19 protein-coding genes, 1 rRNA gene and 1 riboswitch are annotated in these 25,839 nt (G+C 50.3%); of the genes, 16 read left to right on the forward strand and 4 right to left on the reverse strand.

Going from position 1 to position 25,839, the window contains the following annotated elements; genetic code table 11:
- Positions 1-129: 129 nt before the first annotated feature.
- Positions 130-2,847, reverse strand: a complete 2,718-nt coding sequence (acnA, locus tag ACFQ3W_RS14360) for an aconitate hydratase AcnA (RefSeq protein WP_379319919.1) — start codon at positions 2,845-2,847, stop codon at positions 130-132.
- Positions 2,848-3,098: 251 nt separating this feature from the next.
- On the opposite strand from acnA, the gene ACFQ3W_RS14365 reads away from it, so the two are divergent.
- The 8 genes from ACFQ3W_RS14365 (at position 3,099) to ACFQ3W_RS14400 (ending at position 10,350) form a co-directional block, all read left to right on the forward strand.
- Complete coding sequence (locus tag ACFQ3W_RS14365) at positions 3,099-4,103, forward strand: amidase domain-containing protein (RefSeq protein WP_379319920.1); 1,005 nt, start codon at positions 3,099-3,101, stop codon at positions 4,101-4,103.
- A gap of 57 nt (positions 4,104-4,160) precedes the next feature.
- The gene (locus tag ACFQ3W_RS14370; protein ID WP_379319921.1) at positions 4,161-5,258 is read left to right on the forward strand and encodes a D-alanine--D-alanine ligase; all 1,098 of its coding nucleotides are present in this window, start codon (positions 4,161-4,163) and stop codon (positions 5,256-5,258) included.
- Positions 5,259-5,301: 43 nt separating this feature from the next.
- Complete coding sequence (locus ACFQ3W_RS14375) at positions 5,302-5,625, forward strand: hypothetical protein (protein WP_379319922.1); 324 nt, start codon at positions 5,302-5,304, stop codon at positions 5,623-5,625.
- The gene (gene uvsE / locus ACFQ3W_RS14380) at positions 5,622-6,623 is read left to right on the forward strand and encodes a UV DNA damage repair endonuclease UvsE (protein WP_379319923.1); all 1,002 of its coding nucleotides are present in this window, start codon (positions 5,622-5,624) and stop codon (positions 6,621-6,623) included. Before ACFQ3W_RS14375 ends, uvsE begins: the two co-directional genes overlap by 4 nt.
- Before the next feature lie 84 nt (positions 6,624-6,707).
- Positions 6,708-7,478 carry an enoyl-ACP reductase FabI gene (locus tag ACFQ3W_RS14385; RefSeq protein WP_379319924.1) on the forward strand — a complete coding sequence of 257 codons (771 nt, stop codon included), beginning with the start codon at positions 6,708-6,710 and terminating at the stop codon, positions 7,476-7,478.
- Between the two features lie 194 nt (positions 7,479-7,672).
- Positions 7,673-8,548 carry an inositol monophosphatase family protein gene (locus ACFQ3W_RS14390; protein WP_379319925.1) on the forward strand — a complete coding sequence of 292 codons (876 nt, stop codon included), beginning with the start codon at positions 7,673-7,675 and terminating at the stop codon, positions 8,546-8,548.
- Between the two features lie 133 nt (positions 8,549-8,681).
- Positions 8,682-8,930, forward strand: a complete 249-nt coding sequence (locus ACFQ3W_RS14395; RefSeq protein WP_379319926.1) for a hypothetical protein — start codon at positions 8,682-8,684, stop codon at positions 8,928-8,930.
- 151 nt (positions 8,931-9,081) lie between these two features.
- Positions 9,082-10,350 (forward strand): stalk domain-containing protein, encoded by a 1,269-nt coding sequence (locus ACFQ3W_RS14400; protein ID WP_379319927.1) that lies wholly within the window; start codon positions 9,082-9,084, stop codon positions 10,348-10,350.
- Between the two features lie 72 nt (positions 10,351-10,422).
- On the opposite strand, the gene ACFQ3W_RS14405 is transcribed toward ACFQ3W_RS14400, so the two are convergent.
- From ACFQ3W_RS14405 to ACFQ3W_RS14415, 3 genes are all read right to left on the reverse strand, one after another.
- The gene (locus ACFQ3W_RS14405; protein ID WP_379319928.1) at positions 10,423-11,205 is read right to left on the reverse strand and encodes a class I SAM-dependent methyltransferase; all 783 of its coding nucleotides are present in this window, start codon (positions 11,203-11,205) and stop codon (positions 10,423-10,425) included.
- Positions 11,206-11,652: 447 nt separating this feature from the next.
- Positions 11,653-12,966 (reverse strand): glutamate-1-semialdehyde 2,1-aminomutase, encoded by a 1,314-nt coding sequence (locus tag ACFQ3W_RS14410; RefSeq protein ID WP_379319929.1) that lies wholly within the window; start codon positions 12,964-12,966, stop codon positions 11,653-11,655.
- A gap of 41 nt (positions 12,967-13,007) precedes the next feature.
- On the reverse strand, positions 13,008-14,132 hold the full coding sequence (locus ACFQ3W_RS14415; RefSeq protein ID WP_379319930.1) for an LCP family protein: 1,125 nt from the start codon (positions 14,130-14,132) through the stop codon (positions 13,008-13,010).
- Positions 14,133-14,288: 156 nt separating this feature from the next.
- Here ACFQ3W_RS14415 and bcp point away from each other — a divergent pair, with 156 nt between their 5' ends.
- The 8 genes from bcp to ACFQ3W_RS14455 all read left to right on the forward strand — a co-directional run.
- Positions 14,289-14,771, forward strand: a complete 483-nt coding sequence (gene bcp / locus ACFQ3W_RS14420; protein ID WP_379319931.1) for a thioredoxin-dependent thiol peroxidase — start codon at positions 14,289-14,291, stop codon at positions 14,769-14,771.
- Between the two features lie 200 nt (positions 14,772-14,971).
- Positions 14,972-16,312: a polysaccharide deacetylase gene (locus ACFQ3W_RS14425; protein WP_379319932.1), complete on the forward strand. Its 1,341-nt coding sequence runs from the start codon at positions 14,972-14,974 to the stop codon at positions 16,310-16,312.
- A 98-nt stretch (positions 16,313-16,410) separates the two neighbouring features.
- Positions 16,411-17,379 (forward strand): AAA family ATPase, encoded by a 969-nt coding sequence (locus tag ACFQ3W_RS14430; protein ID WP_379319933.1) that lies wholly within the window; start codon positions 16,411-16,413, stop codon positions 17,377-17,379.
- Complete coding sequence (locus tag ACFQ3W_RS14435) at positions 17,376-18,647, forward strand: DUF58 domain-containing protein (RefSeq protein ID WP_379319934.1); 1,272 nt, start codon at positions 17,376-17,378, stop codon at positions 18,645-18,647. Before ACFQ3W_RS14430 ends, ACFQ3W_RS14435 begins: the two co-directional genes overlap by 4 nt.
- Complete coding sequence (locus tag ACFQ3W_RS14440; RefSeq protein ID WP_379319935.1) at positions 18,634-20,988, forward strand: transglutaminase family protein; 2,355 nt, start codon at positions 18,634-18,636, stop codon at positions 20,986-20,988. Before ACFQ3W_RS14435 ends, ACFQ3W_RS14440 begins: the two co-directional genes overlap by 14 nt.
- 78 nt (positions 20,989-21,066) lie before the next feature.
- Positions 21,067-22,605 (forward strand): glutamine-hydrolyzing GMP synthase, encoded by a 1,539-nt coding sequence (guaA, locus tag ACFQ3W_RS14445; protein ID WP_379319936.1) that lies wholly within the window; start codon positions 21,067-21,069, stop codon positions 22,603-22,605.
- Positions 22,606-23,285: 680 nt separating this feature from the next.
- Positions 23,286-23,386, forward strand: a riboswitch (purine riboswitch).
- Positions 23,387-23,534: 148 nt separating this feature from the next.
- On the forward strand, positions 23,535-24,935 hold the full coding sequence (locus tag ACFQ3W_RS14450) for an NCS2 family permease (protein WP_379319948.1): 1,401 nt from the start codon (positions 23,535-23,537) through the stop codon (positions 24,933-24,935).
- A gap of 556 nt (positions 24,936-25,491) precedes the next feature.
- A 16S ribosomal RNA gene (locus ACFQ3W_RS14455) occupies positions 25,492-25,839 on the forward strand; the annotation flags it as partial.

Genomic DNA, 25,839 nt, shown 5'->3' on the forward strand with positions numbered 1-25,839 from the left:
TCCCTACGATTCGTTATTCTCTTTCTTGAAGCAACAAAAAACGCGAGTAGCAAGGGAACCCTAGCTCTCGCGTTTCTTGCATCTTCATGGTCCCGTTTCAAACGGACGGCTGGAGATGGTCAAGCATACTTAAGCGTTCGCTTGAATCATTTGACGCAGCACGGTTTGCAGGATGCCGCCGTTATGGTAGTAATCAACGTCCACCATGCTGTCCAGACGGGCGATGGCCTTAAATTCAAATTTGCTGCCATCCTGACGGGTGGCCGTTACGGTCAAGGTTTGACCCGGCTTAACGTCGTTGCTGAGGCCGGCGATATCGAATGTCTCGGTACCGTCGATGCCGAGCGATTTCCAGCTTGCTCCTTCCGCAAATTGCAGCGGCAATACACCCATGCCGACGAGATTGCTGCGGTGAATCCGTTCAAAGCTTTCGGCAATGACCGCTTTAACGCCGAGCAAATAGGTGCCTTTAGCCGCCCAGTCGCGGGAGCTGCCGGTGCCGTATTCTTTGCCTGCGATAACAACAAGGTTTTGACCGTCGGCCTGATATTTCATCGAAGCATCGTAGATGGACAACACTTCATCCGTAGGCAGGTATTTCGTAACTCCGCCTTCCGTCCCCGGAGCCACCTGGTTGCGGATTCGGATGTTGGCGAACGTACCGCGCATCATTACTTCATGGTTGCCACGGCGGGAGCCGTAGGAATTGAAGTCCTTGCGGGCGACGCCATGATCGTTCAAATAATGGCCGGCTGGGCTGGTCGGCGAAATGTTGCCAGCCGGTGAAATGTGGTCGGTCGTTACGGAATCGCCGAGCAGCGCAAGCACGCGAGCGTCGCGAATGTCGGCGATATCGTGCAGGCCTTCGCCGAGCTTCTCGAAGAACGGCGGGTTTTGAATGTAGGTGGATTTTTCATCCCACTCATACAGCTCGCCTTGCGGAACCGGAATCGAATTCCAGCGTTCGTTTTGCGTAAACACATGCTCATATTTACTGCGGAACATTTCCGGGCTGATCGACTTGCTGATCGCTTCCTTGATTTCCGCAGAGGAAGGCCAAATTTCCTTCAAGTAAACCGGCTGATCGTTTTGATCGTAGCCGATCGGATCATTTTGCAGATCGATGTTGACCGTGCCGGCCAGCGCATAAGCTACCACGAGTGGCGGGGAAGCCAGGTAGTTCGCCTTCACCTGCGCGTGTACGCGGCCTTCAAAGTTCCGGTTGCCGGAAAGTACCGCGGCAACAGTTAGATCGTTATCGGCAATCGCCGCGCTCACTTCCTCAGGAAGCGGACCGGAGTTACCGATACAGGTGGCGCAGCCATAACCAGCGACATGGAAGCCGAGCGCTTCCAAAGGCTTGATCAGGTCTGCTTTTTGCAAATACTCGGTAACAACAAGGGAGCCTGGGGTCAAGCTGCTCTTTACATAACCCGGTTTCTTAAGGCCGCGTTCAACGGCCTTCTTCGCGAGCAGCCCTGCGCCGACCATAACGCTCGGATTGGACGTGTTCGTGCAGCTCGTAATCGCCGCGATCACAACGGCACCGGCTTTCAGCTCGCTGATTGTGCCGTCAGGGTGCTTCACCGGAACAGCTTCAGCAATTTTTTCCTCGCTGAGCCCATAACCGCCTTTATCGACCGGCGTACGGATGATGGAGTTAAAGCTTTCCTTCATAGCCGTCAGTTCGATGCGGTCCTGCGGACGTTTCGGTCCGGCCAAGCTTGGAACGACTGTGCTGAGATCGAGCTCGATCAGATCGGAGAACTCGGGATCCGGCGTTTCGTTCGTGCGGAACATCCCTTGCGCTTTGTAATAAGCTTCAACGAGAGCGATTTGCTCCTCGGAACGGCCGGTGCTGCGCAGGTAGGCCAGTGTTTCCTGGTCAACCGGGAAGTAACCGATGGTAGCGCCGTATTCCGGTGCCATGTTGGCTACGGTAGCACGATCGGCTAGACCGATGTTGGCCAGACCCGGGCCGTAAAATTCCACGAATTTGCCGACAACGCCCTTCTTGCGCAGCATTTGCGTGACGGTAAGAGCGAGGTCCGTCGCTGTTGCGCCTTCTGCCAGACTGCCGGTCAGTTTGAAGCCAATAACCTCCGGCGCCACAAAATAAAGTGGTTGTCCGAGCATGCCCGCCTCGGCTTCGATCCCGCCTACGCCCCAGCCGACAACGCCAAGGCCGTTGATCATCGTCGTGTGAGAATCCGTACCGACAAGAGAGTCCGGGAAGACGACTGTTTCGCCGTCAACTGTTTTGGTAGCTGCTACGGACGCCAGATATTCCAGGTTGACCTGGTGAACGATACCGGTAGCCGGAGGCACAGCGCGGAAATTGTTAAATGCCGTTTGCGCCCAGCGCAGGAACCGGTAGCGCTCCTCATTGCGTTCGAATTCAACGTTCATGTTGTATTCCAGCGCGTCCGGTGAACCAAAGGCATCCACCATGACAGAATGGTCGATAACGAGGTCCACGGGAACGAGCGGATTAATTTGCTTCGGATCGCCACCGGCTTTCTTTACAGTGTCGCGCATGGCGGCCAAATCGACGACGACGGGAACGCCGGTGAAGTCTTGAAGCACGATACGCGCCGGGATAAACGGAATTTCCTTGTTTTCATCGCGGCCTTCGCTCCACCCAGCGATTTGTTTGACATGCTCCTCCGTGATCGCTCTTCCGTCGAATTGGCGAACAGCAGCTTCCAGGAGCACTTTAATGGAAAATGGAAGTTTGGAAATGTTACCGAGGCCCTTCTCCTCCAAGGATTGCAGGTTAAAGTAACGGTAGCTTTTCCCCCCGACTTCAAGGGAACGGGCAGCGGAGAAAAAATCTTTTGCAGACATTTGAGTACCTCCTTGTTTCATTAGATGAAACCATATTTCAAAAATTGATCTTCTGACATCAGTATACCGTCCCTTTTGCATCGAGTAAAGAACTTTTTATGCGAAATAGAGCCTGATTTATCCCTGATGTGGTGCGGGTGAATAGGCTTCCAAGGCATGGCCAAATAACCCCTTCGTCACCCCCTTAGAAGGTACATACTCCAAACCGGGCTTTCATATAAATGAAGTGACCCAAAAAGGAGGCGTTGCCAGTGGCGGAGGAATGGAGAAAGACGTTGTCGGTCTATGTAAACGAGCAAAACCAGGAAGAAGTCGATTACCGCACTCCCAGCGCGGGGACAGTCGTCACAGATCTCGATTATTTAATGCGGCGCGGTGAACGTAAACAAAGGCTGGAAGGTTGGTACCGGAGTCGTGGCGCTGCGCCGTTGCGTTGTGAAACCCGGGCCAAGCTAGTCCGTGAAATCGAAAACCGCGATGGCGAGGTCGAGGTCGATCTGCAGCTTTCACGAAAAATATATTACGAAAAGGGTGGAGTTCATCATCAAGAGGAGCGGATAGAGAAGCAGCGGCTTACGCTCCAGCGGGACGGGGGAAGCTGGATGATCTCCCGGGTAGATCAACCGGTTCCAGAACGCCATCCTTCCCCGGTAATGCAGCTGCTAACGGATCTTACTCCGAACAACTCAAAACAAGGGCTACCCAGTCCGTTTTTAAATCGGCATGTACTGGGATATTCGTCCGCTCGAAGTGTGGCTTATCGCCGAGAAGATGCCGTGCTCTATGCCGACCGTTGGTGGGACAGCTTTAACCCGGAATTCGCTGCTTTTGAAGTAGATTGCACCAATTATATCTCCCAAAGTCTCTTTGCAGGCGGAGCCCCAATAAACTATACTGGAAAAAGAGAATCGGGCTGGTGGTACAAAGGATACGTCGGCAAACAAGAAGCCTGGAGCTATAGCTGGTCCGTTGCAAATGCTCTTGAAAGGTTCCTCGCTACCAGCAACTCCGGACTTCGCACTGAGCTTCGCGAGCGACCAGAACAGCTGCAACTGGGGGATGTCATCATCTACGATTGGGACGGTAAAGGTGCTTACCAGCACAGTACCATCGTGACCGCATTTGACGCCGGCGGCATGCCGCTGGTAAACGCCCATACGACGCCGAGCAAACACCGCTATTGGGACTACCGGGATTCCTATGCCTGGAGCGAAGATACGGTGTATCGTTTTTTTCATATCGCGGACCGGTTCTGAACATGTCAGCTAAACCTTTTACTGGCAGCTAGGAAAACAAATGAAAAGAGGTTACCCATGGGACAGGACAAATTGACCGTAGGTCTCATCTACGGCGGCAAATCGGGAGAGCATGAAATTTCGCTGCAGACGGCCTTCGCCGTATCGCAGGCGTTTGATTACGATAAATATGAGTTGCTTCCTTTTTATATTAATAAGCAGGGAGAATGGAAAGTTGGGTCCAAGCTGACCGGCCCGTTTGCCGCTTTGGAGGATCTGAAGCAGGCGAATGCAGCCGGCGACACCTCGGCAGCGATGAATTTACTATTCAGCAAGCTGGCTAGCGGCGAAGCTGCGATCGACGTCGCTTTTCCGCTGCTGCATGGAACGAACGGGGAAGACGGCACGATTCAAGGGCTGTTTGAAATGGCTGACTTGCCGTACGTAGGAGCTGGGGTGCTGGCTTCCGCAGCCGGCATGGATAAAGTCATCATGAAGAAGCTGTTTGAAGAGGCGGGGCTTGCACAGTGTAAGTATTGCTATTTCACCGCATCTGAATGGGAGCGTGCAAGCCACACTCTGATCCAGGAGGTTGAAGACAAACTTGGATATCCTTGTTTTGTGAAGCCGGCTAACCTGGGCTCTAGCGTTGGTATTTCAAAAGCGAGAACACGCGATGAATTGCTAAACTCTGTGGCCTTTGCTTTCCGTTATGATGTGAAGGTTATTGTAGAGGAATTTGTGGATGCGCGCGAAGTCGAAGTCGGAGTTTTGGGCAATGACGAGCCTTTGGCCTCCGTGCCGGGAGAAATTGTGTCATCTGGTGAATACTACGATTACCAGGCCAAATATTTGGACGGCAAATCGCAGATGCTTATCCCCGCGCCTGTGGACACTGAGCTAGCAGAACGCATCCGGGATCTTGCGGTGAAGGCGTTTAAGGCGATTGCGGGAAGCGGACTTTGCCGCGCTGACTTTTTTGTACGCAGATCTGACGAGACGGTTTGGATCAACGAAGTCAACACGATGCCGGGATTTACGCCGTTTAGCATGTACCCACTTTTGTGGCGGGAAACGGGAGTCTCTTATGAAGCTTTGCTTGATCGCTTAATTGAACTGGCGCTCGAACGCTATGAGGCACGCCAGAACCTGGATTTTGAGAACGGCGTGAAATAAGCGGCTTAGCATAATCGAACAACCTGGAAAGGAAGATTAGCGCATGGGTTTTCAAACGGAATTCAACTCGGTATGCAAATTCAAGAAGGAACAGGAATTGTACGAGCTGCTGGAATACGGCCGTGGAAAAATGACGAAGCAGAACCTGCGCATATTCCCGACCGGACAAAAGGTGATAGCTTATTCACCAGATAATAAAGCGGTGGCGATCGTAAAGATCACCGCCTGTGTTGCCGAGATTAACTTTAATGGAGAGGAAGTTACCTCGGTAGAATTGGAGCTGGTGCGTAAGCTAACGGATGAGGAATCAGCCGTGCAGACGTCGCTGGCGTATGAAATGTTCTTCAAGGATGCGGCGGCAAAATGATCGTTCGCTTCGGCTACGTGGCGATGTCGACCGTCATTCCGAATGCTTCACCCTCTAAGACGATGACGCTTAAAACGTTTCAAAGCCTGGCCGATCGTCCCGCCGCTATCCGGCGTTTGGAGTCGATAGCGGCGCAAAACTTGCACAATACGCTCAGGCTGCTTAGGCACAGTGCGGCGAGTGACATTCGCATCTATCGGTTTTCATCCAAGCTCATTCCGCTGGCTACACACGAGCTGCTGTCGGACTGGAACCCGTATGAGGCATTGCGTGAATCGTTTATTGCGGTGGGGAACTTCGTCAAGGAGCAGGATCTGCGGGTCTCGTTTCATCCGGATCATTTTACGGTGTTGAGCACGCCGCGGCCGGAGGTGCTGCAAGCCTCGCTGCGCGATCTGGAGCATCATGTCGCCATGCTTGACGCGATGGGGCTGGACGGGCGGACCAAGAACAACATCCATGTCGGCGGAGCATATGGGGACAAGCCTTCAGCCGGGGAGCGTTTTCGGACGAACGTAGAGACGCTTCCCGAGCATATCAAGCAGCGCTTGACTTTTGAGAACGATGACAAGACGTTTAATGCCCGTGAGACGCTGGAGCTGTGCGAGGCGACGCGCATTCCGATGGTGCTGGATATCCATCACCAATGGGTAAATAACGAGGGGGAAAGTGCCTCGGAATTGTGGCCCCGCATTTTAAAAACGTGGACAAGCGAGTATGCCCAGGCCGGTTCGCTGGCTGAAGCGCCGCTGGCCCCGAAAATTCACGCATCAAGCCCAAAAAGCGCCAGCGATCCCCGCGGCCATGCGGATCACGTCGATCCCGGACCGCTGATCGATTTTTTGCGTAAAATTGCACCAATCACCGAGCGGGTTGATGTGATGCTGGAGGCGAAGCTGAAGGACGGCGCCCTGTTTAAGCTGATGGAGGAACTCACGAAATACAGCGGGGACGGGGTTGAAATCGTGGATGGTGCCAGCGTGCGAATTACGCCTTAAGCTGGCGACGCACATCTCTTGAAAATTGTGATCAAATAAGGTAAGTTGTACAAAATAAAGGTGTATTTATTGAGGAGGTTAATCATGGGTGATTTATTGGCCGGAAAAAATATGATTGTGATGGGGGTTGCCAACGAACGTAGTATCGCTTGGTCAATCGCTCAAAGTTTGGCGGGGCAAGGAGCGCGTCTTGCATTTACATATGAGAGCGAGCGGGTTGAAGGGCGAGTGCGCAAGCTCGCTGAGACGATCCCGGGTTCACTCATTGTTCCATGCAACGTAACGGTGGATGAGGAAATTGATAAGCTGGCAGCAACGCTGAAAGAGGAATTCGACGTACTGCACGGAATTGTACACAGCATTGCGTTTGCCAAGTCCGAGGATTTGGCGGGGACTTTTGTGGATACTTCCCGCGAAGGGTTTGCCTTGGCCAACGATATCAGCGTATATTCGCTGGTAGCAGTAGCGCAGCGGCTTGCTCCGCTGATGACCGAAGGCGGCGCTATCACAACGATGACTTACATGGGGGCAGACCGCGTAATGCGCAACTACAACGTGATGGGGGTTGCCAAAGCAGGCCTACAGGCGGCTGTGCGTTATTTGGCCAACGACCTGGGTCCCCAGCAAATTCGTGTCAACGCGATTTCCGCTGGACCGATTCGGACGCTTGCAGCCAAAGGCATCAGCGATTTCAACTCTATCCTGAAGCAGGTTGAAGAAAAAGCGCCGCTGCGCAAAACGACGGAAACTGCTGAAGTTGGCGATACGGCCATGTTCCTGTTAAGCCATCTCTCCCGCGGTATTACCGGGGAAGTTATCTATGTTGACGGCGGTTACAATATCGTTGGCGCTTAATTTTAGAAATACGCAGGAAGTTCGTTTCCGGTAGGGCTTGACCCCGCTTTTGGACACGAACTTTTTGCATAATAGGGACGCCTGGGGCAGGTCGTCGGGTTGCGCGTGGAAAACAGGAAAAAGGACGCAACTTTGCTTCTCCGAGGGCGTATAGTTTTTAAAGGGTATATAATTAAGATTACTATGAAAGTAGAGTGAAACCATTGGAATTGAATCCGAAAGTTCCATATGTGGTCGGTAGAAAAAGTCCGACGGCCGTTGCGATTAACTGTGCCTCCAAGACGGGGGAATGGATTAAGAGCAGGCTGGGTGCCTACAACGAGCTGAACACAAAGCACGCTCCAGGCGATTTGGTGACGGATGTGGATAAAGGTGCGGAAATGATGATCCGTAAGCTTATTTTAACTCACTTTCCGGATCATACCATTTTGGGGGAAGAAGGGGTAGCTCCCGGCGCGGCAGCTTCGGCTGAGGCGTTGTCCGAGGCTCGAAAGTCGGAATACTTGTGGATCGTGGATCCGATCGACGGAACGACGAACTTCGTGCACGGATTTCCGTTCTTTTGCGTGTCCATAGCACTTGCTTATAAAGGGGAAGTTATTATCGGCGTCATATATGATCCGATGCGGGACGAACTTTTTGTAGCGGAGAAAGGAAAAGGGGCTTACATTCATGGTCAAAGGGCGCTGGTATCTAAGGATGCTGCACTTGCAGACGGCATTGTGGCTGTAGGCTTTAATCCGGATCGGGAGTTTGCTCTCCCGACGAATATGAAGGGGCTGAACGCGCTGGCAGGTCAGGCGCAAAGCCTTCGCGCCGGAGGTTCAGCGGCGCTTCACTTGGCTTATGTGGCGGCCGGGCGGCTCAGCGGTTATTATGAAGTTGGGCTGAATGCTTGGGATATTGCTGCCGGCGCACTAATCGTCGCGGAATCTGGAGGAATAGTGACGGACACCGTAGGCAACCCTTATGACATCGGTGTGCGCCATCTTGTAGCCAGCAACGGCAAAATCCACAAGGAACTGCTTGACGTGTTGAAGTCAGCCGATGCGACCGGTATAACGCAGTAGCTTTATGCAAGGGGAGTAGTCCCCCCCTACCGGAAAGACGGAACACGCATGATTTACATTTTACCGAGCATTCAAATCATTGTTTGCAGTGAAAATGATTTGATGAATAAATCACCGGAAGGAGTGTCAAAGTATGGGCGATAACAAGGAATTGGAACGAGAGCTCAGTGAGATGCTGACGGAAGGGGAGCGTGGCACGGAAGAGGAACGCCGGGAGGAAGGTCGAAAACGTTTGCCGCCGAAATACGAAATACGAGTGCAAACGACGCTTGACCCGATCATCGAGGAGACGCGAAACTATCGAAAAATGGCAAAAGAAATTGATGGGCGTTATGATGAATATTTAAAGAAAACGGGGAGCCCGGACAATAAGCTTGATTAAAACTGATGGATTAGGTACAGCCTGGTTTCCAACATTTGAAAGCTACTGCATGATGAACAACCTGAGGCCGATCCCTCAGGTTTTTTTTCGGGGATAAGAAAGGCCGCAGCTTTATTTTACATACCATGGTAGAAGGAGATGTCATAGTTAGATGATGCATCGCAAAAAGAAAGCTCAAATTTTATCTTTATTCCTCACTGTTTGTTTATTTTTGTTAAGCGGGGCGACTGCTGTACCGGCTATGGCAGGTGGCGAATCGGCTTCAACGCCGGCCAAGGATTATGTGATCGTCGCGCTTGGCGATTCCATCACCGCCGGATATGAACCGGGCATGAAGCTATCCAGCGTCCCTTATGGTTATGTTGAGCGTCTGAAAGAGCAAGCACTGTTTCATGGTAGAACGAAAGCAATCAATTATGGGATTCTAGGGCTGACGAGCGGTGGACTCAACAGCTATGTGAAGGCGATTAAGGAAGGGAAGCCGGTCAGCGCGGATGACATTCAGGCGGGGCTTAAGGATCCGCGAATAGGGGACTTTGCGTCTGGTGTAAGCGAGGCGAAGGCGACTCTGGAGAAGGCTGACCTCATTACGATCACCATCGGCGGCAATGATTTGCTGAAGCTGCTTCCGGACCTCAAAAACATCAGTCTGGATCAACTGCGCACCGAAGCTTCCGGTGTGATGAAGAGCTACGGTGAAAATATTCGGGAAGTCATTAGCATCCTAACCGAACTCAATCCGTCGGCGCAAATCGTTCTTGCCGATCAATATCAGCCGGTGCCGAAGCTGGCAGGCGTCTCCATCTATGATGAGCTGAATAAAGTAAAGGAGACGTTCACGAAGTCGGTCGATGAGACGGCGGCGAAGTTCACCGCAGATTCTAAAAAAGTAAAGGCCGCACATATCGCAGAAGCTTTTGTGGGCAATGAAATGTCCCTGACGCATATTTATTCCGATGGTGATATCCATCCGAATCAGTCCGGTTATGAGACGATAGCTAAGGTTATGGCCGAAACGATATGGGGAAGTTATCTGGATACAGCCGCGAAGTCCGGGGCTGCACCGATATCTATCGTAGTCAAAGGGCAGGAATTGAAGAGCGTTTATGCACCGAAGTTGAAAAACAACCAAACGTTCGTGCCGATCAAGGAGATTACGAATGCGATCGGTGCCAAGAGCAATTGGGATTCCCGCAAAGGAACGGCTGCCATTTCCTATAACGGAAAAACCGTAGTAATTAAGGTTGGCTCCAAAAAAATAACGGTGGACGGCCAGGCGAAGAATACGGCGTCGCCAGCCTTTTTGTCTCAAGTCGGTGGCGAAATTAAGACTTATGTGCCGCTGGCCGTGCTTGTGCAAGGGCTGGGACTGGATGTTCAATACAGCGGGAAAATGAAGACGGTATTTATTAATTTATAGTTTATGAGATGTGCAGCGGGGACAAGTCCTTATGAAAGGGGCTGTCCCTGCTGCTTTTTTCATGTGAGAATATTAATCTACTCTCGGGATAGGCTTAATAGCAGCTATTCTTAACCGCTTAAAATCGCCGTACCAGCAGCCGTCATCAAACAATTGTTTGCGTGCGACATCTGATATCCGCCGGTATAAATCGTTCTTGACTTGATCGTTCAATCCATAAAAGAAGTTGCCGTCGGTAAAAGTGTCCAACCAGTGATCAAGTGCTCTTTCGCCGCCTTCAAGCTTAGTAAGCCGATCAAAGTGGACGGCGTAGACGACCCGAAAGCCTTGCTGCTCCAGTAGACTTGAATATTCGCCAAGACTGGGGAAATACCACGGGTTAAGCTGATCGGCGTCGATTCCCTCTTCCTTCAAAACCTGAGTTATAGAATTCACGATGCCTTCCACATTTCCTTTTCCGCCGAATTCCGCAACGAAACGTCCCCCAGGCTCTAAAACGTTCCAAACGGATTCAGCTACCTTAGCAGCATTTTTCATCCAATGCAGGGCCGCATTCGAGAAGACGGCATGGACGGGCCGTGTTGGATGAAGCTGCTCGGCATCGCCAACCGCAAAATGGAGGCTTGGGTACTTGGTTCTGGCTTTGTCGATCATAGGTTTCGATAAATCTATGCCAGTCACTTCGGCCCCGCTGCGGGAAATCTCAACCGTCAGGTCTCCGGTACCACACCCTAAATCGATAATTCGCTCGCCTGCTTTCGGCTGCAGCAGATTAACAACCTCCTTACCATACTCCGAAACAAACGCCATTTTATCGTCGTACAATTCAGGCTTCCAGACAAGTCCTTCGTTCACTGTAACATTCCTCCTTTTTCCAGATGCATCTATTGTTGCATAAGAAATTAAATAGTTGAAATATATAATTGAAATTACACTAATAGTTTTAACCTATCAGCGGGATGGAAATATAGACTTCGTAATCCAAACTAATTGCATTATGTACAGCTAAATCCCTACGTTTACTCCAATGCGAGAGACTAATTGTAAATAGTGCATCTAAATGTACGGTTTGAGTCTTAACTAACCATTTTGCTCTAGTTTAATTGTATGTTTTGCATTTATTTTGTGAAGATCGACGTTTCCCCATGGAATAGATGTAGTTTTTACATTTACCAGTGGAAGGGCGTCTTTTGGTGATGGACGCAGGGCGAGTATGGTCGTCTTGAGGCGAAAAAACAAGGGCAGCCAGGTAGATTGCACTCCAGTTTTATGATGGAGAATCTACGCTTGCTGCCCATTAACTTATTTCGAGATCATTTCTTTAAACGAAGCCTCAGCGGCTTCCAGCGTAAAATCGATATCCGCATCGGTATGTGCGGTCGTCAGGAACCAGGCTTCGTATTTTGAAGGTGCCAGATTCACGCCACGATTCAGCATCGCCCGGAAGAAGGCGGCGAACGCTTCGCCGTCCGTGTCTTGCGCTTCGACGTAGTTGGTCACCGGATGATCGCAGAAGTGGGTCGAGAACGATCCGCGGATGCGATTGATCGTCAGCGGTACGCCATGACGGCTGGCCGATTCGGCCAAGCCGTCTGTCAGCTTCACGGCGAGGCGGTCCATCTCGTCGTAGACGCCGACGCCCTGCAGCACCTCCAAGCAGGCGATGCCTGCGGAGATGGAGGCCGGGTTGCCGGCCATCGTCCCGGCTTGATATGCCGGGCCCAGCGGCGCAACCTGCTCCATGATCTCCTTGCTGCCGCCGTAAGCGCCGATCGGCAGGCCGCCGCCGATGATCTTGCCGAGTGCGGTCAGGTCTGGCCGGATCGCTTCGTGATTCTGAAGTCCGGCGTAGGTTTGCGCCGAGCCATAGTGGAAGCGGAAGGCGGTAATGACCTCGTCGTAGATCACGAGGGCGCCGTACTGCCGCGCGAGCCGGCACAGATCCTCGAGGAAGCCGGGCTTCGGCATCACCATGCCGAAGTTGCCGACGATCGGCTCGACCATGACGGCGGCGACATCGTCGCCCCATTTGTCGAGCGCTTCCTTCAGCGCCCCAGCGTCGTTGAACGGCACGGTGATCACCTCGTGCGCAATACTCGTCGGAATGCCGGCGCTGTCGGGAATGCCGAGCGTGGACGGGCCGGAGCCAGCCGCAACGAGCACCAGATCGGAATGGCCGTGGTAGCATCCGGCAAATTTAATGATTTTGTTGCGTTTCGTATAAGCGCGAGCTACGCGGATCGTCGTCATCACGGCTTCGGTGCCGGAATTGACGAAGCGGACCTTATCCATGGAAGGGATCGCTTCCTTCAGCATAACGGCAAGTTTGATTTCCAGTTCGGTCGGGGTACCATAAAGCGTTCCGTTTGCGGCGGCTTCCTGAATGGCGCGGGTCACATGCGGATGGGCATGGCCCGTAATAATCGGGCCGTATGCCGCGAGATAATCGACGTAACGATTGCCGTCAACGTCCCAGAAATGTGCACCCGCCGCTTTTTTCATAAAAACAGGCGCCCCGCCGCCTACCGCTTTAAATGAACGGGAGGGGCTGTTGACGCCGCCGACGATGTGCTGTAACGCTTCTTTATACAACTGCTCAGATTGTGATCGATTCATACATCCATACATCCTTTCGATAATAGGGTAAATTCCTTCGGTCATTTCCCGGAGGAATTACCTCCACTGCTATCGGCCGTCTTTGTGCCCTGGGTGTCATTTGAGTTCTTGCTGACGCTTCCAGTTTGACCGCTTTTTTTACTGCTATTACCGCTATCAGACGATCCATTGTCTTTTCCGTCTGTAGAGCTTCCGCTAGGATCTGCAGCATCAGTCTTATTGAATACATCCTGCACATACTTCTTAAGCTCTTCCTCGCTACGGACTCCGAGGACGGATGAACCGCCGACATGCTTCTCAACGAGAAGCTCCATTGGTGGGATTTGTTCACTGGCCATCATTTGGGTATCATAGCCAACCGTAGCCAGCTTCCACATGTCTTGCACGGAAAGATTTGTATCGATGTACGGATTCACCTTTTCCAGAATGGATGGGAGGTTCATAATCGACGTGGTTGATTTCATTTTCTCGGCGACAGCCTTTAAGAAATTGCGCTGACGTTCTGTTCGTGTATAGTCGGACATCGCATCGTGACGGAAACGGACATACTGGAGCGCGGTTTTGCCATCCAGATGCTGCTGGCCTTTTTTAAGATCGATGTCGTATTCATGATTGTCGGCCTTGCTTGTGTAATGCATATCTTTTTCCACATAAAAGTCAATGCCACCGACGGCGTCAACGAGCGCGATAAAGCCTTGGAAATCAGTGTAAACATAATATTGGATTGGAATGCCGAGCAGATCGGAAACCGCCTGCATCGCTGTCTTTGGCCCATGGGTAATCGCCGTATTAATCCGGTCCGAGCCGTGCTCCGGAATTTCCGTGTAAGTGTCACGCATAATAGAGAAGAGGTAGCCCTTTTTCGTCACAGGATCGATGGATGCGACCAGCATAGTGTCTGAACGGGGAACTTCCCCTTTTTTCAACCCGCGAGCATCAACGCCCATGAGCAAAATGTTAACTCTTTCGGTTCCTTCCCATTTTGGAGGTTCAGGGGCTTTCGTTTCCGTAGGCTGAACATTATAGAAAGGAGATTCCTCCCCTTTTTTTTGAAAGTTGTCAACCTGGTTGTAAATGGCGATAAAATAATAGGCCACGAATGCGGCCACTACGACCCCAATCCCGATTACGGACCAGAGGATCGTGCGTTTTGTGCGCTTCGTCATTCTGCTCGTTCCTTTCAAAAAATTGCGATAATTTCGTTTGTCTAAGATATCAGAAGCCCTTTTTATATAGATATACTACACATCATTACATTATAATTTCTTTTATAGATACAATCAATTTTCGCATTTTTAAATAGTTTGAGGAGGTATACTCGCATGACTGAACCTAAAGTACCGCAAATCGGAGAGATGGTTCCTAATTTCAAGCTTCCTGCGAGCGGTGGAGGTGAAATTGAGCTAGCGCAGTTTCGCGGCCGCAAGGTTGTGATTTATTTTTATCCGAAGGACATGACCCCAGGTTGTACACAGGAGGCTTGTGATTTTCGCGACCAAGGCAGCATGTTCGATCAGTACCAAACCAGTGTACTGGGCATTAGCGGCGACCCGCTTAGATCCCACGACAAATTCGTAGAAAAGCAAGGGCTAACGTTTCCTCTTCTTTCAGACCCGGAGCATGAGGTTTGCCGGTTGTTCGGTGTATGGCAGCTCAAGAAGCAATATGGGCGAGAATACGAAGGCATCGTTCGCTCCACGTTTTTGATTGATGAGGAAGGCAAGCTGCTTCAGGAATGGCGCGGCGTGAAAGTGAAGGGACATGTGGAGCAGGTGCTGGAGGCTGTTAAATCGCTTCGTATGTAGCTATAGCTGATAGCGCAGCTAGATAGAACCATTTTCCCGTGTGAAAAAGAAAGATCGTATTTCGCAAAGCTTGTTTTGCGGGAGACGATCTTTTTTGCCGTTTAGGTAAGTCTATTTTCCTCTCTATCTTCATACAATCTACCAGAAAGCCAAGTGATTCATATAAAGCGATTTTATTTATAGCGGCGGAGGTAGAAAAGATGGACAGAAAATGGAGTTACGGTCTTAAAAAAATGATTCGTATTATGGCGCTCATGCTGGTGTTTGTAGTTTTTACAAGCCATCTGTCCGGTGTGAAGCAGTCCGTTTTACCCGAAGTGGCGGCGGCTAATGCCGCGGGGAAGATTGTCACCTCGAGAGTAGATTTAGCTCACATCGATGCCTCTTCTGTAGGCTTAACTTATGTAAAAGGGAAAAGTCTCTTCAAACCGGGGACAAGCCACCCCAATGCCAAGGGGATAGCGAAAAAAGCTAACTCTAACGAAAAGATCGTGTACTTGACGTTTGACGATGGTCCAAGCCTCTTAACCGATCAGGTGCTGGGTATTTTGAAAAGTGAGGAGGTTTCGGGAACCTTTTTCGTATTAGGACAGCAGGCCAAGCGATATCCCGAGGTCATTCAGCGGATTGCTGCGGCCGGGCACGCACTGGGCAATCATTCTTATAATCACGACTACAACGAACTGTATGACAGCTTTGGACACTTTTGGAAGCAAATCAAGGCAACCGAAGACGTAATTCGGGAAATCACCGGTTCTCGAACATCTCTCGTTAGGGCCCCCGGGGGAACTTACGGCCATTTCGACAAAACTTACTTTGACCTTATGGCACAGGCCGGGTACAAGGTGTTCGATTGGAATATAGACAGCGGTGACTCGAAGCGCAGGGGTGTACCTTCCTCCGAAATTGTAAGCAATGTCGTTTCGGCAAAGCAGAAAAATGAGGTGATTGTCCTGATGCATGACGGGGCAGGCCATGCTGAAACGGTCAAGGCGCTTCCCGATATTATCAAGTTTTATAAGAAGAAGGGCTATGCTTTTCGCACATTGACGCCTGACATGGTCCCCGTTCAATTTGCTGTCAGTCCATCCGTTCAGAAGAAAACAAGGCTTCAGCCCTCGAAAGTATGGGTAGAGGAGAATATTGTGCCAAATGCGACGATGTTCGGTCCAGATTTACCGCTTAAGCTAGAGGCGGGAGGCGTTCAAACTCGGCTGGCTGCGGGAGAATATGAAATGCGGGACGGACAAATTTTTGTCCCTATACGTACAACGATGGAACGGCTTGGCGCGAGTGTTCGTTGGTCGGATGAAAGCCGGAGCGTGCTTATCGAATGGGGAGAGGCTATCGCCACAGCTGATATAAAGCGATCCATCGTCAGGTCGGAACGGTCCGGAATAGCTTCAGCAGAGTATAGATCTGCTTATCATCATAAAAATGGTGCGATCTGGATGTCTCTTCGAACATTACTTGAGGCTTGTGGGTATTCAAACGTAAAACTTTCCTCCTCCCAGGAGGAAAGGCGGATTAAAGCACAGTAACTTCTTTGCCTCGTGGGTTTCATATGTCTAATTCCGATAGTTTCTGGGGAAACTGATAGATAGATTACTAGCCCTTGCCTAGAAATGGAGGAGTGTAAATGAACCACGATCAAGCTCGCGAGCTGCTGGAAAGACTCGTTAGCCGGGTAGATCGAGTTATTGTCGGAAAAAGGACTGAAATCGAACTGGCGGTTGTTGCGATGCTCTATGGAGGTCATATCTTGCTAGAGGATGTTCCCGGCGTTGGAAAAACGATGCTCGTGCGAACGCTGGCCGCCTGTTTGGGAGGAACCTTTGGTCGCATTCAATTTACGTCTGATCTGCTTCCTTCTGATGTGACCGGGGTTACGGTTTACCATGGCCAGTCAGGACAATTTGAGTTCCGTCCGGGCCCGGTTTTTTCGAATATTGTGCTTGCTGATGAAATCAACCGAGCGGCTCCGAGAACGCAGTCTGCTCTACTCGAAGCGATGGAAGAGAGAAAGGTGACTGTGGACGGAGTGACTCGGGCTTTGCCGAAGCCCTTTTTATTGCTGGCAACGCAAAACCCGCTGGAATACGAAGGGACGTATCGTTTGCCGGAAGCCCAACTGGACCGCTTCTTAATGCGTTTGTCGCTGGGGTATCCGGGGCCTGAACAGGAAGTTGAAATGCTTGGACGTATGCTGGAGCAGCATTCTGTCACAGAAATAAAACCGATACTTTTGCCTGAAGAGATGATGGCGATGCAGCGGCAAGTTCGCAGTGTATTGGTGGATGATACGGTTAAGCGGTATTTGGTGAGTGTTGCAGATGCGTCGCGCCGGCAACCTCAAATTTCGCTGGGCATTAGCCCGCGCGGTACGCTGGCGTGGATGGGGGCGTCCCAAGCGATGGCATACTATAAAGGGCGGACATTCGTAATACCGGATGATGTCAAAGCGGTAGCGGGAGCAGTGCTGCCTCATCGGCTCGTGCTGAAGACAGAAGCTAAAATGAATGGACTCAAAGGGGAGAGGCTTGTTCAAGAATTGTTGGCCAGGGCGAATGTTCCAATTTTCGTCAAAGCCTCAGGAGGAAAAGCATGAGGGGCGGAGGCTTGATTTGGTTCTTAGCAGCTATAGCTATCGGTCTTTTCGGGACTTGGTATTTTTGGCATGGCGGGGTTGCTTCGCTCTTTTTGGTGCTGCTCTCTGCTTTTATTATGGTGCAAGGAGCGGTTACTCTGTGGTTTGGACCGAAGCGTTTCAAGGTGATCCGAACATGTCATCCGGAGCATCCTGTAGCAGGGGATAAAGTGGCAGTAACGTTGACGGTTTCCTTCAGCGGTGGAATGGCGCCTATTTGGCTGTACGTAGAAGATGAACTTGCGCTATCAGCAGCTGGCGTATTATTGATAAATCGCTCAGGAGACCAGGTCGGCAAAATCTCTTTTTTCGGGCAAAGAAAAGAATATTCCGGCACTTATTATATTGAAGAAGTAAGCCGCGGTATATACAAGGATAAAGAGGTTCGACTTACTTGGGGAGATTCGTTTGGCTGGTTCAGGAGAACCCAGTACGTGAAAACGGAAGGTGTGATGGTTGTATACCCATTTCCCCTAAATACGTTTCCGCCTGCACTAGATGGACAAGGAAGCGTTGAGGGCGAAGCAGGGACAATGCCCCACCGCAGCCATATGAATGCATCCCCAGCCCCGGGCCGATTAAGAAAATATGAAGCGGGGGATCCGCTCCGGCAAATCCATTGGAAGTATTCGGCGAAGCAGGGGACTCTGCTTACGAGAATTGCCGAAGAGCTGGGAAACTTCCCACGCCTATTACTGCTGAGCACACACGTGGGCGATTACGCAGACGGCGCTTCGGTAGTCGGACGGACTGAATTATTATCCAGTGAAAACTTTGAACTTGCGGTTTCCGCGGCAGCTTCCTGGCTTCAGCGGGAGACGCTGAGGCTGGGCGAGTCCTATTTCAGTCACAGTGGGATGGACCGAATGGTTTCACTTTACGGAGAACAAAATTTTTCTAACATTTTAGAAGTGCTGGCTGAGCTTGACCTTAGCAGCAGCCTGTCTGCAGCAGACATGCTCAAGCGGGAGTGGGCTGGCCTATCCGCAGGTGGATCTTGTCTAACTCTCATTACGGGCCAGTTGACGGCGGATTTGTCCTCAATTGTACCGCCGCTAGTAGAAGCCGGCGGATCGCTGGATATTTGGTGTACCTGTGAACCCCACCCAAATGAATCAAACCGAAAGCTCGAAGCGTGGTTGCGTGAGCGTGGTGTTGCTATTGTTTACCTGTCTTCAAGCACCGCAATGCACCGGAGTAAGGAGGGGGCCGGATATGTCATCGCCTAGACTCCTGGAGGCAGGTGGAACTCCTGCTCCTCTAACAGATACAGACATTGGGAAGAAGAGCTCGGGTCCGAATATTGGGGTTCGGCTGGTTTTGTCGCTGCTGCTCTTTGGTTTGTTTGGAGAATGGCTATATCCGCTGCATTCCTTTATATCTGAGGGGCAGCAAACGGAGTTCATTAGTCTGTTTTTCATACTGACGGGAGCGTTGCTGCTTTCCGGATGTTTTCGTATGCCCACCGGCCTGTTCTATGTGATCCCTCCCTTGTTTATAGCCGGGGCTATGCTGTATTTTTACAGCGGTTCGGCAGGGTTGGCCTGGTTTGTTAATTATGCGAACCAGCTAAGCTCCGATTTCACCGAAATTCTGGATTCGGGAAGATTGAACGGGATAAGTATGGAATCACGGACACTGCTTCTGCTCATCGGCTGGACGTTGCTGGTCGTTTCCGTTCAAATGCTGACCCTTGGGAGACAGAGTATCTTGATTTTTTTGTCCGCCACCATTTTGTATTTGTTGGTTCTCGAAACGGTGGCTAGCCTACAAGTATACGGTGGGATGATTCGTTCCACGCTCATAGGCCTCGTTCTGCAAGCTGTTTCATTCCACAAATCGGAGCAAGGTCCACCTTGGAAAATAGGATCGTTCACCGCAGCTGGTGTCATTTCTGCCTGCGTAGCAGGCGCAGCCTTGCTCAGCCAGCTTTTACCTGCGCAGCCTCCGCGATCCATCCCTTGGCAGGAGGTTGCCCAGAGTCTGGCTAACTGGAGTGGAGCGACGTTCAGCGGGGAATCTGATGCAGCGACCGTCTTCGGCGTTTCAGGCTACAGTCGGGATGACTCCGAGCTTGGAGTACCGCTTAGACTTAGACATGATCCGTATTTTACAGCCCTATCGCCGCGGAGTACGTATTGGCGGGGAGAAAGCAAGAGCGAATATACCGGCCGCGGCTGGACCCAGTCTGATGAAACTGCTATGAATCGTGATGTGCCCGCTATCATTGCGACAGAACGCGAAGAAATCCATCAAACGGTCATGTTCAAAGAGCCGTTGAGCGGCCGGGTTGCGCTTTTAGCCGGAGGACTTCCGGTAAAGGCTGGACAGATATTTGCGGGGGAGCGGAATGAAAAAGCCCAAGTAACCCCCCGTTTTGATATTCAGGCGGATGCGTTAATGATCGACAGCGCCACCCCTTCACAGCAAATTTACGGCTATGAAATTACCTCTTCGGTGCAGCAGGCGCCGGGGCCGGAGCTTAGGAGAGATAGCGGTTCTGATCCGGCGAATATCAAGGAGAGATATCTCCAGCTTCCAGACATGCTGCCTGAACGGGTGCGAAAGCTTGGTGAAGAGCTTGCTGCCGGAAAGCTGAACAGGTACGATGCGGTTCAAGCAGTGCAGACCTATTTGAAGCATCATTATTCGTACAGCTTAAATTCTAAACCACCTTCGGCAGGTGCGGATTTCGTTGATCAATTTTTGTTCGTGGATCGGATCGGCTATTGTGACCATTTTTCTACCGCCATGGTCGTTTTACTGCGGAGCGGAGACATTCCTGCAAGATGGGTAAAGGGGTTTGCACCCGGAGATGTGGCGGTAGAGAGCAGCCTTGGCACTGCCTCTTACCGGAGTGGTAAAGGTAATACAACACCTCATGCGGACCTGGCTATTAAGGATGATACGACAGACAATGAAGAAATGAAACGTTATACCGTGTCCTATGCAGACGCACATTCCTGGGTGGAGGTATATTTTCCGGAAACGGGCTGGGTTCCTTTTGATCCAACACCGGGATTTAGCGGGAAGCTTGCCTCCAGCTTCGCCATGCAACCTGAAGGGGACTCCGCGGGAAATACAGAAATGGCGCTGTTCGCTAAGGCCTCGAAGGTAGCAGAGGTTTTAGGCATAGGCCTGGTGGAAATAATCGGTGAATCTTGGCAGAAGCTGCAGATGGCAGTATCTCCATTTGCCTTTAGCGGAATTCTCGTAGCTGTAGGGCTGATCGTGTTGATTGGCCGCCAAGTGGCTTTAAGCTCCAACGTACTGCGGCTTCGTCTGTATCAGCTGCGGAAGCAGCGCAGCTTCCCAGGACGCAAAGAGCTACTGGCGGCGGCGGATTGTGTATGGCGCGAACTAGCCATCGTTTTCGGACCTAAGCCACCTGGTATGACAGCCAGAGAATACATGGATAAGGTGCTCCAAAGTAAACCTCATTTAACCGTTTCGGCGAATGAGTTCGTACGGATCTGGGAATCCCTCTATTATGGCGGGGAGCTCACACAGCGGAAAGAAAGCATGAACTTTTTGAAGCAATGCCGAAATTTGGCGTATGGGCGGGAATGAAATGCCTGGCCGGGCTTCCTTGACGACCTCTTTTGTCGTTTCGTATAATTAGTGTCAGAATTTGAGGGAGGCTCGGTCATGAATAAGCCAAATGAAATGATTGTCGTTCTGGACTTTGGAGGACAATACAACCAACTAATTGCAAGGAGAATTCGCGATTTAGGTGTTTACAGCGAATTGTTACCATACAATACCCCGGTAGAACGTCTGCGGGCGCTCGCGCCGAAAGGCATTGTGTTCTCGGGCGGCCCATCCAGCGTTTACGCGGAAAATGCGCCGCACATCGATCCGGCTGTGTATGATATCGGCGTGCCTATTTTCGGCATTTGTTATGGGATGCAGCTGATGGCCCATCAGCTCGGTGGCAAGGTAGAACGTGCGGAAAAACGCGAATACGGTAAAGCGGATGTTGATTTCGCCGAACATTCGGCTCTGACGAAGGGGCTCGATGCAAAGCAGACCGTGTGGATGAGCCATGGTGACCATGTTACCCAGCTTCCGGAAGGATTTGTGGTGGATGCCTCCACGGAACATGCGCCAATTGCTGGATTTGCGAACACAGATCGTAAAATGTACGGTGTACAATTCCATCCTGAAGTACGGCATTCCGTGCACGGGAATGAAATGCTTCACAACTTCCTTTACGAGATTTGTGGCTGCGAAGGTAATTGGAGCATGGAGACGTTTATCGAGGATACGGTTCGTGATATCCGCGCCCAAGTGGGTGACAGTAAAGTACTCTGCGCCTTGAGCGGCGGCGTTGATTCATCGGTTGTCGCCATGCTGATCCATAAAGCCGTCGGCGACCAACTGACCTGTATGTTTATCGATCACGGTCTTCTCCGTAAAGGTGAAGCCGAGAGCGTCATGGAGACGTTCGTTGGCAAATTTGATATGAAGGTTGTTAAAATCGATGCTCGTGAACGCTTCCTCTCCAAGCTCGCTGGAGTCGATGATCCGGAGAAAAAGCGGAAAATTATCGGCAACGAGTTCATTTATGTATTTGACGAGGAGTCAGCGAAATTTGACGATTTCAAATTCCTGGCGCAAGGAACGCTCTATACGGATATCGTTGAGAGTGGAACGGCTACGGCGCAAACGATCAAATCCCACCATAACGTGGGCGGCTTGCCGGAAGATATGAAATTCCAGCTGATTGAACCGCTGAAAACGTTGTTTAAGGATGAGGTTCGTAAAGTAGGCGAAGAATGCGGTTTGCCAAAAGAGATCGTTTGGAGACAGCCGTTCCCGGGACCGGGACTAGCCATTCGCGTACTTGGCGAAGTAACGGAAGATAAGCTCAAAATCGTTCGTGATTCTGACTTTATTCTTCGCGACGAAATCGCTAAAGCGGGGCTCGACCGCGAAATTTGGCAGTACTTCACGGCGCTGCCGAACATGCGAAGCGTAGGGGTTATGGGCGACGCTCGTACTTACTCCTATACTGTTGGCATTCGCGCAGTTACGTCCATTGACGGCATGACCGCCGATTGGGCACGTATTCCGTGGGACGTACTGGAGAAAATCTCCGTACGCATCGTCAACGAGGTGGAGAACGTCAACCGCGTCGTTTACGACATTACATCGAAACCGCCGGCTACGATTGAATGGGAATAAGACAAGCTTTATAACGAACAACAACGCCTTTTCATCTTTTGATGAAAGGGCGTTTTTTGATGACTGGCGGGCGATCATAGCGCTTCTTCGATGCGGGACCTTCGGATAGAACGGGGAAGGTACAGGGAAAAATGGCAGTCGGGACAATCAAGCCTTTAACCAAACGGCAGTGGGGTGACGTCCATCGGGGTGCATGACTGTCGACTTGGCCAGCACCGGTGGAAGACTTTTACTAATATAAACGACAGTGGAGAGGCGAGACCTCTGTGTAAATTTTTTCGGCAATTGCAAATTTATCGAAGGCTCGAAGATGGCACTTTTAGAGGGCGTCACAAAAGCAATCTCTATGAAATTGTCAAACCTAATCCTATGCGAAATGTTGATTTCTCGGAAGCAATTTTTGGCGCATTTGTAGGTTTTGTCAGTTGTAATCTATCAACATGATTGAACGTATTCTGTTGGAGAGCGTATTCTATGGGAATTTGTAGAATACTGAAGAATGACTTTGCCAATACTAAGATAGGAAAGAGAGCATGTTGCTCCCAGTATATACAAATGGCGAACAATAACCGGGAATTGGTTGACGAATATTCGTATTTTCTGTTGACAATCTGCACGCGAGCCCATAGAATAAGTCATAGGATAAGTCTTCATCGCAGGACTTAAACGGATATTCGACAAACTCACAACTTAATCCTTTTCGTATAATTCCGGGAATGGGCCCGGAAGTCTCTACGAGGTCACCGTAAATGATCTGGCTACGAAAAGAAGAAGCGAACTGTTCTAACCAGGAAGTCGGCTCTATTCGCGATTTTTCTGATGGAACGATTATTTTATCGCTTTTTCTGGATGTAACGGTACCCGGGGGAAACTATTTGCCTCGGGTTTTTTGTCGTTTTCCGTATATCAGAAGGAGGAGTAATTTTATCATGGATCGCTTTTTCAAGCTGAAACAGAACGGTACGACGGTTCGTACGGAAATTATGGCCGGCCTCACCACTTTTATGGCTATGGCGTACATCCTTACGGTCAACCCTAATACGCTGACAGCTTTCGGTCAGATTGAGATGGGCTGGTATTCTGTATTTTTGGCGACGGCTCTTTCAGCCGGTATTTTCACGATCGCTATGGGGCTCTTTATTAACTTCCCGGTAGCACTTGCTCCAGGGATGGGCCTCAATGCTTACTTTGCCTCCGTTATCTTGTCGTCTGCCGCAACGGATCATCCGTTCACTTGGGAAATGGGCTTGACGGCCGTATTCATTTCCGGTTTGATCTTTATTCTTCTGACAGTTACTCGCATACGCCAAATGCTTCTCGATGCAATTCCAGATTCCCTTAAACATGCGATTACCGTAGGGATTGGATTATTTATAACGATCATCGGTCTGAAAAACAGTGGACTTATGACGATCAGCGTTGAAGCTGGAAATGATATTGCTGCACACAAGATTACTGATCTTTTGTCTTTTGAATCAATTATTCACTTGGGAAGTTTGGAGAATACCGATGTTCAGCTTGCTCTAATCGGCCTTCTTCTGATCGGTATTCTAATGGTGCTAAATGTTCGCGGTGCTATTTTGTTCGGTATTTTGGGTACAACGGTTGTTGCGATGCTGATGGGTGTTGTTGATTTTAGTTCCTTCAATAACCCACAAACCCCATGGGTACCGGATTTCACACAAATCAACTTCATGAAATTCGACTGGGCCGGCATTATGCATACCGGTATTATTTCAGCAATTGCTACATTTACGTTTGTTGAATTGTTCGATACATTCGGTACACTCGTAGGTACAGCTACCCGTGCTGGAATTATGAAAGATCCTGTTGAAGGTAAAAAACGCGTTGGTAAAGCCATGCTCGTTGACGCAGCTGCTGTTACCGGTGGCGCTATGCTCGGTACTTCGACAACGACTGCTTATGTAGAAAGTGCAGCAGGGGTTGCTGAAGGCGGACGCACAGGTTTGACTGCTGTTACAACAGGTGCTTGCTTCTTGCTGGCATTGTTCCTCGCACCACTGGCTGCTTTGATCCCAGGCCCAGCTACTGCTGCAGCTTTGATTATCGTTGGTGTGCTAATGGTTCAATCGATTCGTGAAATCGACTTCCAAGACATGGTTGTAGCGATTCCTGCTTTCTTGACAATTACGATGATGCCATTCTCCTATAATATCGCTAACGGTATTTCATTCGGCATTGTGTTCTACGTTATTCTTGCTACGGCCGCTAATTTACTTGGTAAGAAAAAATACGATATCCACTGGTTAATGTGGATTTTGGCCGTACTGGTTGTCGCACGTTACATTTTCCTAGGCAGCCAAGGTTAATAAAAGCCGAGCTCTAGAAAGTCAGCCTGCAGCCCCAAAGGGATGCGGGCTGTTTTTTTGTCTATATAGGTTGAACTAAAGCATAGGCTCATTCGCCTTTGTGACTGGATTTCTACCATTACTTAGTTTATTCATAGAAATCCGGGACGGGCAGCGATCATAAGAATATTTACCATCTGCCTTTATCCGTACAATTAATAATTGAACTTATATGTGTTTTATTGTTTTCCAAGTATTTCAATTTGTTTTTATCGACACGATCTGATATATTAAGTAAGTCGCCTCAAGGCGGCGAGGTAAATGACGAAGAGCGAATGAAATTTGATAAAATTAACACTTGCTTTTCCGATTAAAACCTGATATATTATAAAAGTTGCCGCTGAAACGCGGTGATGAACGAAAACGAAGTTGATCTTTGAAAACTGAACAACGAGTGAGTATTAAATGAGAATTAAATTCTCGTCAGTACGAAATGAGCTAATCGCTCTAAAATAAATAGATTTTAAGGTTGGATATTTTCTCGAAGCAATTCGAGATGCGTCCACTCGAAAAATCCTTATTGGAGAGTTTGATCCTGGCTCAGGACGAACGCTGGCGGCGTGCCTAATACATGCAAGTCGAGCGGAGCTGATAGAGTGCTTGCACTCTAGATGCTTAGCGGCGGACGGGTGAGTAACACGTAGGCAACCTGCCCGTAAGACTGGGATAACTACCGGAAACGGTAGCTAATACCGGATAATTTATCTTGCCGCATGGTGAGATAATGAAAGGCGGAGCAATCTGTCACTTACGGATGGGCCTGCGGCGCATTAGCTAGTTGGTAGGGTAACGGCCTACCAAGGCGACGATGCGTAGCCGACCTGAGAGGGTGAACGGCCACACTGGGACTGAGACACGGCCCAGA

Source organism: Paenibacillus puldeungensis (assembly GCF_042678945.1).
Taxonomy (GTDB): Bacteria; Bacillota; Bacilli; order Paenibacillales; family Paenibacillaceae; genus Fontibacillus; species Fontibacillus puldeungensis.

Coding starts and splice junctions, on each gene's coding strand:
- ACFQ3W_RS14440 (WP_379319935.1), top strand. CDS start 18,634: ATGTCATCGCCTAGACTCCTGGAGGCAGGTGGAACTCCTGCTCCTCTA.
- ACFQ3W_RS14425 (WP_379319932.1), top strand. CDS start 14,972: ATGGACAGAAAATGGAGTTACGGTCTTAAAAAAATGATTCGTATTATG.
- ACFQ3W_RS14435 (WP_379319934.1), top strand. CDS start 17,376: ATGAGGGGCGGAGGCTTGATTTGGTTCTTAGCAGCTATAGCTATCGGT.
- ACFQ3W_RS14370 (WP_379319921.1), top strand. CDS start 4,161: ATGGGACAGGACAAATTGACCGTAGGTCTCATCTACGGCGGCAAATCG.
- bcp (WP_379319931.1), top strand. CDS start 14,289: ATGACTGAACCTAAAGTACCGCAAATCGGAGAGATGGTTCCTAATTTC.
- guaA (WP_379319936.1), top strand. CDS start 21,067: ATGAATAAGCCAAATGAAATGATTGTCGTTCTGGACTTTGGAGGACAA.
- ACFQ3W_RS14375 (WP_379319922.1), top strand. CDS start 5,302: ATGGGTTTTCAAACGGAATTCAACTCGGTATGCAAATTCAAGAAGGAA.
- ACFQ3W_RS14400 (WP_379319927.1), top strand. CDS start 9,082: ATGATGCATCGCAAAAAGAAAGCTCAAATTTTATCTTTATTCCTCACT.
- ACFQ3W_RS14430 (WP_379319933.1), top strand. CDS start 16,411: ATGAACCACGATCAAGCTCGCGAGCTGCTGGAAAGACTCGTTAGCCGG.
- ACFQ3W_RS14385 (WP_379319924.1), top strand. CDS start 6,708: ATGGGTGATTTATTGGCCGGAAAAAATATGATTGTGATGGGGGTTGCC.
- ACFQ3W_RS14450 (WP_379319948.1), top strand. CDS start 23,535: ATGGATCGCTTTTTCAAGCTGAAACAGAACGGTACGACGGTTCGTACG.
- uvsE (WP_379319923.1), top strand. CDS start 5,622: ATGATCGTTCGCTTCGGCTACGTGGCGATGTCGACCGTCATTCCGAAT.
- ACFQ3W_RS14395 (WP_379319926.1), top strand. CDS start 8,682: ATGGGCGATAACAAGGAATTGGAACGAGAGCTCAGTGAGATGCTGACG.
- acnA (WP_379319919.1), bottom strand. CDS start 2,847: ATGTCTGCAAAAGATTTTTTCTCCGCTGCCCGTTCCCTTGAAGTCGGG.
- ACFQ3W_RS14410 (WP_379319929.1), bottom strand. CDS start 12,966: ATGAATCGATCACAATCTGAGCAGTTGTATAAAGAAGCGTTACAGCAC.
- ACFQ3W_RS14415 (WP_379319930.1), bottom strand. CDS start 14,132: ATGACGAAGCGCACAAAACGCACGATCCTCTGGTCCGTAATCGGGATT.